Origin of the sequence: Erythrobacter sp. Dej080120_24 (assembly GCF_036322605.1) — a bacterium.
Taxonomy (GTDB): Bacteria; Pseudomonadota; Alphaproteobacteria; order Sphingomonadales; family Sphingomonadaceae; genus Erythrobacter; species Erythrobacter aurantius.
Genome location: NZ_AP027262.1, coordinates 1,293,320 through 1,306,528, shown reverse-complemented (window position 1 = coordinate 1,306,528; position 13,209 = coordinate 1,293,320). Strand labels below are relative to the sequence as shown.

Annotated in this window: 12 protein-coding genes; 7 read left to right on the top strand and 5 right to left on the bottom strand. The window is 62.5% G+C overall.

Going from position 1 to position 13,209, the window contains the following annotated elements:
- Window positions 1–76 precede the first annotated feature (76 nt).
- The 5 genes from AABA34_RS06190 to AABA34_RS06170 all read left to right on the top strand — a co-directional run bounded on the left by AABA34_RS06190 (window position 77) and on the right by AABA34_RS06170 (window position 5,790).
- Entirely contained in the window at window positions 77–1,714 is a 1,638-nt protein-coding gene (locus AABA34_RS06190) for a type II and III secretion system protein family protein (protein ID WP_034953208.1), read from the top strand.
- 30 nt (window positions 1,715–1,744) lie between these two features.
- Entirely contained in the window at window positions 1,745–2,389 is a 645-nt protein-coding gene (locus AABA34_RS06185; protein ID WP_034952352.1) for a CpaD family pilus assembly protein, read from the top strand.
- A 3-nt stretch (window positions 2,390–2,392) separates the two neighbouring features.
- On the top strand, window positions 2,393–3,673 hold the full coding sequence (locus AABA34_RS06180) for a pilus assembly protein CpaE (protein ID WP_034952349.1): 1,281 nt from the start codon (window positions 2,393–2,395) through the stop codon (window positions 3,671–3,673).
- A 128-nt stretch (window positions 3,674–3,801) separates the two neighbouring features.
- The gene (locus tag AABA34_RS06175; RefSeq protein WP_034952346.1) at window positions 3,802–4,773 is read left to right on the top strand and encodes a type II secretion system F family protein; all 972 of its coding nucleotides are present in this window, start codon (window positions 3,802–3,804) and stop codon (window positions 4,771–4,773) included.
- A gap of 18 nt (window positions 4,774–4,791) precedes the next feature.
- Window positions 4,792–5,790: a type II secretion system F family protein gene (locus AABA34_RS06170; RefSeq protein WP_416831018.1), complete on the top strand. Its 999-nt coding sequence runs from the start codon at window positions 4,792–4,794 to the stop codon at window positions 5,788–5,790.
- Between the two features lie 100 nt (window positions 5,791–5,890).
- Here AABA34_RS06170 and AABA34_RS06165 read toward each other — a convergent pair whose 3' ends face one another.
- From AABA34_RS06165 to AABA34_RS06145, 5 genes are all read right to left on the bottom strand, one after another.
- On the bottom strand, window positions 5,891–6,391 hold the full coding sequence (locus AABA34_RS06165) for a MarR family winged helix-turn-helix transcriptional regulator (protein WP_338304360.1): 501 nt from the start codon (window positions 6,389–6,391) through the stop codon (window positions 5,891–5,893).
- Window positions 6,392–6,454: 63 nt separating this feature from the next.
- Window positions 6,455–7,327 (bottom strand): crotonase/enoyl-CoA hydratase family protein, encoded by an 873-nt coding sequence (locus AABA34_RS06160; protein WP_338304359.1) that lies wholly within the window; start codon window positions 7,325–7,327, stop codon window positions 6,455–6,457.
- Window positions 7,328–7,564: 237 nt separating this feature from the next.
- Entirely contained in the window at window positions 7,565–8,494 is a 930-nt protein-coding gene (locus tag AABA34_RS06155) for an alpha/beta hydrolase (protein WP_338304358.1), read from the bottom strand.
- Between the two features lie 129 nt (window positions 8,495–8,623).
- Complete coding sequence (locus tag AABA34_RS06150; RefSeq protein ID WP_034952341.1) at window positions 8,624–9,409, bottom strand: SDR family NAD(P)-dependent oxidoreductase; 786 nt, start codon at window positions 9,407–9,409, stop codon at window positions 8,624–8,626.
- Between the two features lie 26 nt (window positions 9,410–9,435).
- A complete protein-coding gene (locus AABA34_RS06145) occupies window positions 9,436–10,608 on the bottom strand; it encodes an acetyl-CoA C-acetyltransferase (protein WP_338304357.1) in 1,173 nt (390 codons plus the stop codon).
- A gap of 148 nt (window positions 10,609–10,756) precedes the next feature.
- Between AABA34_RS06145 and AABA34_RS06140 the strand changes: the two genes are divergently transcribed.
- Together AABA34_RS06140 and AABA34_RS06135 are read left to right on the top strand one after the other, a co-directional pair.
- On the top strand, window positions 10,757–11,488 hold the full coding sequence (locus tag AABA34_RS06140) for a 2OG-Fe(II) oxygenase (protein ID WP_338304356.1): 732 nt from the start codon (window positions 10,757–10,759) through the stop codon (window positions 11,486–11,488).
- Window positions 11,485–13,200, top strand: coding sequence for a putative 2OG-Fe(II) oxygenase (locus AABA34_RS06135; protein WP_338304355.1), 1,716 nt, complete (start codon window positions 11,485–11,487; stop codon window positions 13,198–13,200). The genes AABA34_RS06140 and AABA34_RS06135 overlap by 4 nt, the downstream gene beginning before the upstream one ends.
- The last annotated feature ends 9 nt before the right edge of the window (window positions 13,201–13,209 follow it).

Here is a 13,209-nt window from a genome sequence, read left to right as displayed (position 1 = left end):
GATCCAGATCAAATGCTTGAACCTCGTGACCGGCAAAGTCGGGATCGAAAATGGGAAGTCCACAGGGGGCTCTGAAATGAAAACCAAGACCTTTGCCAAAGCGCTGCTTGCAGGCATCGCCGCGCTGCCGATGGTTGCCGCTCCGACAGGAACCGCAACCGCGCAGCAAGTCGTCAGCCCGAGCCAGGAGATCGTCTTGTCGATCGGCCGTGGCGAACTGGTGAACGTGCCCGGTTCGATGACCGACGTTTTCGTTGCGAACGAGAACGTGGCCGACGTGCAGATCAAGTCGCAGCGCCAGCTCTACGTCTTCGGACGCGCCGGCGGCGAAACCACGATCTATGCCAGCAACGCTCGCGGCGACATCATCTTCTCGGCCAACATCCGGGTCGGATCGAACATCGGCAGCATCGACCAGATGCTTGCCCTTGCCATGCCCGAAGCCGAAGTCAGCGTCGCCACCATGGGTACCAACACCGTGCTTCTTACCGGCACCGTAAAAGCCCCCGAGGACGCAGCAGAAGCAGAACGACTGGTTCAGGCTTTCCTCGGCGAAGGCGCCAATGTCATCAGCCGCCTCAAGACGGCAACACCGCTGCAGGTCAATCTTCAGGTGAAGTTTGCCGAAGTCAGCCGCAGCCTCGTCCGCTCGATCGGTGGCAACGTCACGACTTTCGATGCGTCAAGCGGCGGTTTCCGCGGCGCTGTCGGTAATGGCCGCGCGCTGGGTTCGGGGACCTATGATCCCCGCAACGGTCCGCTCGCAGTTGGCAATGGTGTGCAGAACCCGGTCCTCGGCCCGTTCTTCGATGCCGCCGGCAACCCGATCCTTGGTGCTGACGGTACCCCGCTGACCTTCACCGGTCCGGGCGTCAATAGCAACGGCGGAACCTCGATCGCAGGTCTTGGTCGCCTGTTCGGGCTTGATGTGCTGGGCGCATTGGACCTTTCGGAACGTCTTGGCCTGATCACGACGATTTCCGAGCCAAACCTGACTGCCCTTTCGGGCGAAACCGCCACTTTCCTCGCGGGCGGTGAATTCCCGATCCCGATCTCGCAGGGTCTGGGCAACGTCGCGATTGAGTATCGCAACTTCGGCGTCAGCCTTGCCTACACCCCCACGGTGCTGGCGAACGGCCGGATTTCGATCCGCGTGCGCCCCGAAGTTTCCGAACTGTCGACCCAGGGTGCGGTGACGCTCAACGGCTTCCAGGTTCCGGCGCTGACGATCCGTCGCACCGAAACCACTGTGGAACTCGGTTCGGGCCAGAGCTTCATGATCGCCGGCCTGCTGAGTGCGAACTCGCAGAACGCGCTCGACAAGGCTCCGGGTCTGGGTGACGTGCCGATCCTTGGCAACCTGTTCCGTTCGCGTTCGTTCAACCGTGGCGAAACCGAACTGGTCATCATCGTGACGCCGTATCTGGTGAAGCCGGTCAACGCCGGCGAAATCAAGCTGCCGACCGATGGCTATCATTCAGCCAACGAATTCGAGCAGCTGCTCACCTACCAGAACCAGGCGGGTGTGAGCGGCGAAGCCCGTCCCGGACCGACGGCGGCCGAGCCGGATGCACCCAATCCGGACATCAGCAACGCCGACCCGGCCGCTATTGTCCCCGGCTCGCCGCAGCAGCGTCCGCAGCGTGCAGACGACAGCCGCAACCGCAATCGGGATCGTCAGGCAGATGCCGCGACCCCCGGTTTCAGCCTTTAACCTACCAGCGAACGCCGAAAGGTTCACATCATGAACATCGCAAGAAACAGCAAGTTGATGGGCGCAGTCGCCCTTTCGCTCGGCCTCGCAGCGGCAGGTTGTGCAGGCATGCCGACCAACACCTCGCTCTACAGCCTGAAGCAGCCGGTGGTGGAACGCACGAACTTCACGATGGATGTCGACACGTCGCAAAGCGGCCTTTCGATCTCCGAACAACAGCGCCTGAACGGCTGGTTTGAAACCATGGACCTTCGCTACGGTGATCGCATCACCATTGAAGATCCGGCCAGCAACCCGGCGGTCACGACGGCGGTGAACGATCTGGCTGGTCGCTATGGCCTCATGGTCAGCGCGGTCGCGCCGACCACGTCAGGACTGCTCCAACCCGGACAGGCTCGCGTGATCATCACCCGCTCGAGCGCCTCGGTACCCGGCTGCCCCGACTGGAGCGCCAAGTCCGATGCAAACTACATGAATGCCACCAGCCCGGGCTTCGGCTGTGCCATCAACGGCAACATGGCGGCCATGGTCGCCAATCCCGAAGACCTGCTGCAAGGCCAGCAGGGCGACAGCGAAACGGTTGTCGCGACGGGTAGCAAGGCCATCCAGACATATCGTGACGCCGAACCCACGGGTGCCGGCGGTCTTCAACAAGCTGCAGGCGGAGGTAACTGATCCATGAACGCTCCCTGGAAATCGGGTCTTCCCGGCAATCGCGATGCCTTTGCCGCCTATATCTGCGACGATGCCGCGCTCGACGTTCTGCGTCCGGTGGTCATCGAGATGGGTTGGGCGCCTGAAAAGTGCAACAAGGGCGGTCTGCGCAATGCGGTCCAGTCACTGTCGGTCAGCGCCAGCCCGGCTATCCTGATCGTCGACCTTTCGGAAAGCGGCGATCCGCTTAACGACATCAATGCCCTTGCCGAGGTTTGCGAACCCGGCACGGTCGTGATCGCCATCGGCCAGGTCAACGACGTGCGGCTGTACCGCGATCTGCTCGCCAGCGGCATCCATGACTACCTGCTCAAGCCGCTCAATGCTCAGGCGGTGCATGATGCGCTCAATGGCGCGCTGGCAGTCTTCTCTTCTCCCAAGTCCGGTGATGGTGACGGTGTCAAGCGGCACATTTCCACCGCGGTGGTGGGTACGCGTGGCGGTGTGGGCGCATCGACGCTCGCAACCTCGCTTGCATGGCTGTTCAGCTCCAACCACAATTCGCCCACCGCACTGCTTGATCTCGACGTGCACTTCGGAACGGGCGCACTTGCGCTGGATCTGGAGCCGGGCCGAGGGTTGACTGATGCAATCGACAACCCGAGCCGTATCGACGGTCTGTTCATCGAACGGGCCATGATCCGGGCCAATGACAATCTGTCGATCCTGTCGGCAGAAGCCCCGATCAGCCAGCCGCTGATGACCGATGGTGCCGCTTTCGTTCAGCTTGAGGAAGAATTCCGTCAGGCGTTCGAAATGACCGTCATCGATCTGCCGCGCAACATGCTGATCAATTTCCCGCATCTTCTGGCTGACGTGAATCTGGTCATGCTGACCTGCGAGCTCACGCTGGCATCGGCACGTGATACGATCCGCATCCTTTCGTGGCTCAAGACCAATGCCGCGCATGCGCATCCCATGATCATCGCCAACAAGGCGCAGCCTGCGGTTGCTGAAATCAGCAAGGCCGATTTCGAGGCATCGATCGAACGCAAGATCGACTTTGTTGTCCCTTACGACATCAAGGCCGCATCGAATGCAGCCAAGCTTGGTCAGGTCTTCGTCGAAGCCAACAAGTCGAGCAAGGCAACCGCTGTGATCAAGCAGATCGCCGAGCGCGTCCTTGGCGCGAGCGAAGATGATCTTTCGTCGGTCGGCGAAGAGAAGAAGTCGCTGCTTGGTGGCTTCGATCTCAAGAGCCTGCTGGCGAAGAAAGACAAGACCGAAGCTGAGCCGGCCGAATAGGTTTCTGGAGGGTGGACGGCGGCGCGCTGCCCTCCACCCGACCGGCAAAAGCAGGGGGCTGACCCCTTAGTTTCGAGGCAAGGCGCCAAATTGGCGCGCAACAGTAACTGGCGAGGCACGAGGCCGACATGGACTTTTTTCAGACCCTGATCGTCACGGTGATCATCTTTTCCGTGCTCGTGGCCGGCTACATTCTGGTGTCCGGATCGGGTGCAGGAAAGGCGCAAAAGCGTCGCCTTGAATCGCTGCGCTACCGGCATTCGGAAAACACCGACACAAAGGTGGAATCGCAGCTCAAAAAGGCGATTGCAGCCCGCAAACCCAAAACGCATCGTGTGGCGGGCTCCGGCTCGCGGGTCGAAGCTCTGGAGATGCGGCTCGACCGCACCGGCAAGGGCTGGACTGTGTCGCAATATGTCTATGCGACGCTTGGCATCATCCTCGTTGTCGGCGTGCTGATGTTCCTACAAACGGGTGCATTGCTTCTGTCGCTGGGAATTGGTGCGGTTGTTGGCCTTGGTGTGCCACACCTTGTTGTCGGATTTGCGATCAACAGCCGGACGAACCAGTTCAATGCGAAGTTTCCGGACGGTATTGAATTGCTCGTGCGCGGTCTGCGCTCCGGCCTTCCGGTAACCGAAACGCTGGGTGTGGTGGCACAGGAAGTGCCTGGCCCAGTGGGGCTCGAATTCAAGGGCATCGTCGAACGCATCAAGATCGGCAAGACCATGGAGGATTCGCTCCAGGAAACCGCCGATCGCCTGGGCATCCCGGAGTTCAACTTCTTCTGCATCACCCTCGCGATCCAGCGGGAAACGGGTGGTAACCTTGCAGAGACGCTCTCCAACCTCGCCGACGTGCTGCGCAAGCGCGCCCAGATGAAGCTGAAGATCAAGGCGATGAGCTCGGAATCGAAAGCTTCCGCCTACATCGTCGGTTCGTTGCCCTTCATCGTCTTCGGCCTGATCTACTGGATCAACCCGGACTACATCGGCGGCTTCTTCTACGAAGAACGACTGATCGTTGCTGGCCTTGGCGGGCTGGTCTGGATGAGCATCGGCGTATTCATCATGGCCAAAATGGTCAGCTTCGAGATCTGATCCGGGGACACACTCATCATGAACCAGACACCTGGACCAACCCTTCTCGGCTTTGACGTAGTCCTCGTCGGATCGATACTTGCCGGGCTTGCCGCCTTCGCAATCCTGATGGCGATCTATGCCGCGGTCACGATCAAGGACCCGATGGCCAAGCGCGTCAAGTCGCTGAACGAGCGGCGCGACGAGCTTAAGGCAGGCATTGTCACCTCGGGATCGAAGAAACGCACAAGCCTGGTGCGCAAGACCGATACGACTGACAAGGTCAAGAGCTCGCTGGGTAAGATGAATGTCCTTGAGCAAAGCCAGATCAAGGACGTGCAGCAGAAGCTGGCCCATGCCGGCTATCGCAACAAGGAACTGGCCGTCATCATCATCGGCCTGCGGGCCGTGCTGCCGATCGTGCTGGGCGCGCTTGGCTTCGTGATGATCTATGTCGTCGAATATTTCCCTGACTGGGGTCCGATGACCCGGCTTGGCGCGGTCGCGATGATGTTGTTCCTGGGCTACAAGGGGCCTGAGCTGTATCTGTCGAACAAGGCCGCAAAGCGCACCACCGAGATCCGCAAGGGACTTCCCGACGCGCTCGACCTGCTGGTGATCTGCGCCGAGGCCGGTTTGACCGTCGACGCTGCATTCAACCGCGTGGCCAAAGAACTGGGGCGGGCCTATCCCGAACTGGGCGACGAATTCGCGCTCACCGCGATTGAGCTGTCCTTCCTCAACGAACGCAAGATGGCTTTCGACAACCTCGCTTACCGCGTCGATCTCGAAGCGGTGAAGGGCGTGGTTACCACCATGGTCCAGACCGAACGCTACGGTACGCCGCTGGCATCGGCGCTTCGTGTGCTTTCGGCGGAGTTCCGCAACGAACGCATGATGCGCGCCGAAGAGAAGGCCGCGCGCCTGCCCGCGATCATGACGGTTCCGCTGATCCTGTTCATCCTGCCGGTGCTGTTCATCGTCATTCTCGGCCCGGCGGCCTGTTCGATCTCCGACGCCCTTATCAACAAGGACTAGATCGAACCACACTGGTTACGGGGTAAGGCGCACCCCGTTTGCGAAAGGGCCGGTCGGGATCATCCCGGTCGGCCCTATTTGCATTCAGCCCTGTTTGCATTCAACGACGCGTCGCCCCGCTCAGGCTTGCCGCACGTTCGCGCACCCTTTCCAGCATGGTGCGCAGCGCGGCTTCCTCGGCCGGGTCGAGCCCTTCGAGCAATTCACGCTCTGTCGCCTTGGCAATCGGCATGACTTCGCGGTGGATCGCCTGCCCGTCCGGCGTCAGTTCAAGCAGATGCGAACGCCCGTCCTGTTCGTTGGCAGCGCGAGCGATAAGGCCGCGATCCTCCAGCACCTTGCAAGCCCGGTTTACCGCGACCTTGTCCATCAAGGTTGCCTCGGTCAGGTCGCGCTGCGTCAGCCGCCCTCCCCGCTGTCCGGCATCGCCCAGCACCGCCATCACCCGCCATTCGGTAATCTTCAGCCCGAACCGCTTGCGATAACGCTCCGCGATCAGGCTGCTGACGGCGTTCGACGCGATCGAAAGCTGATAGGGCAGAAAGCCCGCAAGCTGATAGGTGCTCTCGCCCCGTGCGGGCGCGTCCGTCATGTCGTTCATGACAAGTGGTTTCCCATGAAACCACCGCGCTGGCAAGATCGCCACACCAGTGCCACCCGCCCGTCATTCATAAGGGCGTTCGTCCCACCACGGGTAGAAATCGGGCATGTCCTCGCTCACCTTGCCGGGATAGGCCGGGCGCCGCTTTTCAAGGAAGCTGGCGATGCCTTCCTTCGCATCGGCCCCGCGCGACAGGCGATAGATTGCGCGGCTGTCGATCTTGTGCGCTTCCATCGGGTGATCGGTGCTCATCAGGCGCCACATCATCGCCCGCGTCATCGCCACCGACACCGCAGAAGTGTTCTCGGCAATCTCTGTCGCCAGCGCACGTGCGGCAAGCAACAGGTCGTCAGGGGTGTGGATTGACCGCACAAGCCCGCCCGCCTTCGCTTCCTCGGCATCGAACACCCGGCCAGAATAGCACCATTCGAGCGCCTGGCTGATCCCGACGATGCGTGGCAGGAACCAGCTCGAGCACGCTTCGGGCACAATCCCGCGCCTTGCAAAGACGAAGCCATAGCGCGCATTCGACGCGGCAAGCCGGATGTCCATCGCCAACTGCATCGTCGCACCGACGCCGACTGCCACGCCGTTGCACGCGCTGATCAACGGCTTCTTGCTCTCGAACAACCGCAGCGTCAGCCGCCCGCCCCCGTCGCGCACGCGCTCGTCGGACAGGCTTTCGACCTCGCTCGCATCGGAGAACACCTGCCCCCCGCCCTCCGGCGTCAGGTCTGCCCCGGCACAGAAAGCCCGCTCCCCAGATCCGGTGAAGATCACCGCACGCACATCGTCATCCGCGTCGATATCGTCCATCGCCACCATGATTTCCGCGCCCATCGTGCGGGTATAGGCGTTCATCTTGTCCGGGCGGTTCAGCGTGATCGTGGCGATCCCGGCGGTCTTGTCGACGATAATCTGGGTGTAGTCGGTCAAGGATTCTCTCCCTTGGAATGGAACACTGAAACGGGTGTTTTAAAAATATCGGGAATCCCCGCTAATCGCCGGAAAACCGCGACTTTCCGGCGATTTCCATGGACCCTGGTGTGAACTTCCGGATGCAAGGCGTCTGGCTCCCAATCAATCGCTTTCCTGCCCGCACTTGCGGCCTCGGGCAAACGCGAAAGGAATAGGGCAAGCTTGTACCGGTAGGAAAGATCAAAGCTGCTCGGCTCAGTCCGCCAGCAGCCAGCCGAAGATTTCCGGCAGGCGCGCCGCCCAGGCGTTCTCCTCATGCTCGGCCCCTTCATAGACGCGGCTTTCCCAGTCCTTGCCCCTTTGCCAGCCTTGCGCCGCGATCCTCGCGTCGACCACCTGCTGATAGGGCGCGTAATAGGCATCGAGCGTCGCGGTGCCGTGATCCAGCCACAGCCTGCGCCCGTCCGGCTGTCCCAGCCTTTCGGCAAACCATTGATCGAGGATTTCCTGCAATTCGCCATCCACCCCCGCGACATCGCGCGGATCGACTGCGGGCCAGTGCGAGCTGACGCAGCCCGCCCGCCCGAACACGTCGGGCCGTTCCATGAAGGCATAGCAGCTCATCAGACCACCCATGCTTGATCCGACAATGGCGGTGTGATCGCGCCCCGGGAGGGTGCGGAACTGCGCATCGACCCAGCTTTTCAGCGGGCCGGTGATCCAGTCGAGATATGCCTTCGACACCATCGCCCCTTGTGCGCGCTCATCCATCTTGGCTCGCAGCGCAGGGGAGGCACGGTCAAAGATCGGGCGCGGCAGATATTGCCGGTATCGATCCACCCCGGGGGCCCAGATGCCGATGATGATATGCGGTTCGACTGTTCCGGCAGCCATCACCGCCAACATCGCCTTGTCCGCCGCCCAGATCTTGTTGAAATTGGATTTGGCGGGATCAAACAGATTGTGCCCGTCGTGCATGTAAAGCACACGGTATCGCTGCGTGCCTTCGTCATAGCCGGGCGGCAGCCAGATCGTCAGTCGCTGATCGGGCAGGCCGGTGGCGGCTATGCCCTGATATTCGAGCAATCGGCCCTGTGCCGGTCTGGCTTGGGCATATACGGCTGACGGCAACAGCCCTGCCAACAGCAGGGCCAATGCGAAGACGAATTGCGCGATCCGGCGCATGGCGACCACTCCCCGTCGTTTCTTGCCTGAAGCAGGGCTAACCCAGAAGGGGTCTCGACGGGAAGCACCAAAACGCCGCCCGCACCCGTGGCGCAGGCGGCGTTCCGGTTTGCCGTAAAGGCGGATCGTTTAGCGAGGGGCCATGCGAATCGCGCCGTCGAGGCGCACGTCTTCGCCGTTGAAATAGCCGGTTTCGATCATGCACATCGCCAGCTTGGCGTATTCGTCCGGAACGCCCAGACGCTTGGGGAACGGCACCGATGCGGCCAGCGCGTCGCGTACGTTCTGCGGCGCGGCAGCAAGCAGCGGGGTGTCGAAGATGCCCGGCAGGATGGTGTTCACGCGGATGCCTTCGTTCATCAGGTCGCGCGCGATGGGCAGGGTCATGCCGATCACGCCGGCCTTGGATGCGGAATAGGCTGCCTGGCCGATCTGGCCGTCTTCACCGGCGACAGACGCGGTGTTGACGATCGCGCCGCGTTCGCCGTTCTCGTCAAGCGGGTCGAGCGTCAGCATGCCCGCCGCCGACTTGGCGATGCAGCGGAAAGTGCCGATCAGGTTCACCTGGATCACGAAATCGAAGGCCGAAACCGGGAAGTGCTTGATCGATCCGTCTTCCTTGGAACGGCTGGCGGTCTTGATCGCGTTGCCGATACCGGCACAGTTCACAAGGATACGCTCCTGCCCGTGCGCTTCGCGCGCCTTGGCAAAGCCGGCGTCGACGTCTTCGTCGCTGGTCACGTTGACCTTGCAGAAGATGCCGCCGATTTCAGCGGCCATGGCGTTGCCCTTCTCTTCGTTCATGTCGAAGATGGCGACCTTCGCGCCCTTGGCTGCGAGGGCCCGCGCGGTTGCCGCGCCAAGGCCCGATGCGCCGCCGGTGACGACTGCGGGGGTGTTTGCTGAAACTTCCATTATCCTATTCCTCTCGAGGGTTTGAATCAGAGCGACTCTACAATCGTGACGTTGGCGACACCGCCGCCTTCGCACATGGTTTGCAGGCCGTATTTCTTGCCGTGACGCTTGAGCGCGTGAACCAGCGTCGCCATCAGCTTGGTGCCCGATGCGCCGAGCGGGTGACCCAGCGAAATCGCCCCGCCGTGGACGTTGAGCTTTTCCGGATCGGCGCCGGTGTGCTTGAGCCATGCGAGCGGGACAGAGGCGAAGGCTTCGTTGACTTCGTACAGGTCGATGTCGCCGATCTTCATGCCCGCACGCTGTAACGCACGGTCAGTCGCGAACAGCGGCTCTTCCAGCATGATCACCGGATCGCCCGCCGTCACCGTCAGATTGTGGATGCGCGCCAGCGGGGTGAGGTTGTGACGCTTCAGCGCCTCCTCGCTCACCACCAGCACCGCCGACGAACCGTCGCAAATCTGGCTGGCGGAGGCCGCTGTCAGCTTGCCTTCCGGGTTGATCAGCTTGACCCCGGCAATCCCTTCAAGCGTGGCATCGAACCGTATGCCTTCGTCCACCGTGTGCATTTCGGTACCTTCGGGGGTTTCGATTTCCACCGGCACGATCTCGTTTTCGAACGCCCCGCCCTGCGTCGCGGCGATGGCGCGCTTGTGGCTTTCCAGCGCGAAAGCATCGAGCATTTCCTTGCTGAAGCCATGCTTGTTGGCGATCATTTCCGCGCCCATGAACTGGCTGAACTGGACGCCGGGGTACTTCGCCTGAAGCTCGGGCGACATGTAGTGGCCCAGCCCTTCCTTCATGTGGAAGGTCGCGTTCGAACCCATCGGCACGCGGCTCATGCTTTCGACGCCGCTGGCGATCACCACGTCCTGCGTGCCGCTCATCACGGCCTGCGCTGCAAACTGGATGGCCTGTTGGCTCGATCCGCACTGGCGATCGATCGTCACCGCCGGAGTGCTCTGCGGCAGCACCTTGGACGCGAGCACGCCCATGCGCCCGACCTGCATCGCCTGTTCGCCCGCCTGCGTGACGCAGCCCGTGACGACATCGTCAACAGCGGCAGGATCGATCCCGCTGTTGGTGACGACCGCGTCGAGCGATTTGGCCAGCAGATCGACGGGGTGCACCCCGGCAAGGCGGCCGCCTCGACGGCCCCCGGCGGTGCGGACCGCCTCGACGATATAGGCTGTGGTCATAAGGGGTATCCTCTCGTTTACGTAAACGTTGCTCTTTGCCACCGACCTATGGGAGCGCGCGGGCTAAATCAACTGGCCAAATGCGCTGTTTGATCTTCGTCAGTGCGCTTGCGCGAAGCATCGCGCAGTCGCTATCGGTGAAATGACGATGAAGAAGCTGTTCGAACTCAATCCCGCACTGGATCGCGCCGCCCTCGCCCGCCGCTTTGCAACGCACGGGCGGGTGCAGGTACGCGACGTGTTGACCCCCGAAACCGCCCGCGAAGTGGCAACCGTGCTGGCCAAGGGCACGCCTTGGGGCATGGCGACAGGAGCAGGCGACGAAAACCGCCAGAGCTTCCGCCTTGAGGAAATCCGCACGCCGCAGGGTGCCGAACGGGTCAATGCCGCCGCGATGGGCGCGCAGAACAACAGTGCGCGGGGCGAATACGGCTTTCGCTTTGCCCATTACCCGATCCTGACTGCGATACAGGAAAGATGGGACCCCGGCGGCCCGCACGAAATCCTGCTGGAACACATCAATTCCGAATCCTTCATGGCGCTGGCTCGCGACGTCACCGGAATGGCCAATCTGATCAAGGCCGATGGGCAAGCATCGCTGTTCGCGCCCGGCCACTATCTTGGCCGCCATATCGACAGCCATGTCGCCGAAGGTTGGGAAGTCGCCTATGTCCTGAACTTCGCGCCGCCTGATTGGCACCCGGACTGGGGCGGCTATCTGCTGTTCCTCGATGACGAAGGCGACGTCGTCGAAGGATTCCGCCCGCGCTTCAACGCGCTCAACCTGTTCAAGGTGCCGCAATCGCATCTGGTCAGCTATGTCCCGCCCTTCGCGCCGATCGGGCGGATCGCGGTGACGGGGTGGCTGCGCAGCCAATGACAACAATACCGACCCCGGCAGAGGCGATGGTGCGCATCCGTATGGCGATGCAGCAAAACAACCTCGCCCAAGCCCGCGCCATCGCCGAGCAAGCCCGCAAGGCGCATCCGGGCGATGCCGCACTGGCCGATGCGGCGGGTGATCTGGCGCTGAAATCAGGCGACGCAGTGACAGCGATCGCGCATTTCGCAGCCGCCTGCGAGCTCGCGCCCGACATGCTCGATTACGCGATCAACCACGCGATTGCCTTGCAACGGCTGAACCGCCACGGCGAAGTAATCGACGCGCTCGGCAAGCTCGAAAAGCAGGGCCGCACCGTTCCCCGTTATGGCAGCGTGCGTGCGCTTTCGCACCGGGCATTGGGGGAGGCGGCTGAGGCCGCGCATTGGTATGACGTGGTGCTGGGGCTCGAGCCTCGCCACCCGCGAGCCTTGCATGGCCGTGCCCGTGTGGCGCTCGAACGTGGGGAGCGCGATGCGGTCACCCGGTTTGATGCGGCTCTGGCGGTCAATCCAGGTGACGCCGATCTGTGGCTGGGCAAGGCGCAGGCGCTTGATGTTGCTGGCGATATCAAGGGCGCACGCCTGATCGCGCAGCAATTGTGCGAACAGGCACCCGGCTTCATTGCCGCCTTGGAGTTCTTCTCCGGGCTCAAGCTTGCGGCGGGAGAAGTTGACTTCACCTCGCCCTTTCGCGCGGCGGCGGCAAAGGCTCCGCAGGACCCCAATATTCCTTCGGCGCACGCCGAGGTTTTTGCCGGGCTGGACTATGCGGAACAGGCCGCGCAAGTCGCGACCGAGGCCCGCGCGCGTTTCCCGAACGAACCCCATTTCGCACTTCTCGAAGCGGTGCATGCCGGTTCGGCAGGCGACTGGGATCGGGCGGACGCGATCTTTGCCGGGCTGCAGCTCGATACGCCGATGCGCGCCCTTCACGAAGCCCGCCACCGAATCCGCGCCGGACAGATCGAACGGGCAGAGGCGCTGCTCGATCGCGCACTGGCGAATGATCCGTGGGACATCAACGCCTGGGCGCTGCGCGGCATGGCGTGGCGCGTTGCCGGGGATGCTCGGGCCGAATGGTTGCACGAACAGGCGGGGCTGGTGCAGCTGCGCCCGCTGGTCGGGCGCGAGGGGCTGGTGGACGATGCCGTGGCGGAACTGCGCGTGTTGCACGCGGGATCGGCAATGCCGCTGGGCCAAAGCCTGCGCGGAGGAACCCAGACACGCGGCATTCTGTTCCACCGGACAGAACCGCTGCTGGCGGAATTGCACGAAGCGATCCGGGCCACGCTTGAGGCGTATCGCGGCGACCTCCCCGCGCTGGATGAAAGTCACCCGCTGCTGCGCCACCGCGAGACGCCGTGGCGGCTGGAAGGATCGTGGTCGGTGCGATTGACCGGCGGAGGCACAGGCGCAGGGGATTATCACACCGCGCATATCCACCCGCAGGGGATCGTTTCTTCCGCCGCCTATCTAGTGGTGCCGCCCGCTGCCGAAGGACCGGAGCAATTCGGCTGGCTCGAAATCGGGCGGCCACCTCCCGATCTCGGCCTAGACCTGCCGCCGGTGCGCAGCATCCAGCCAAAGACAGGGCATCTCGCGCTGTTTCCCTCCACCCTCTACCACGGAACCACACCGTTCGGGGCTGGCGGCGGGCCGGATTCCGAACGGATGACCGTTGCATTCGACGTGGTGACAAAGGCGCGCTAGAGCACTTCA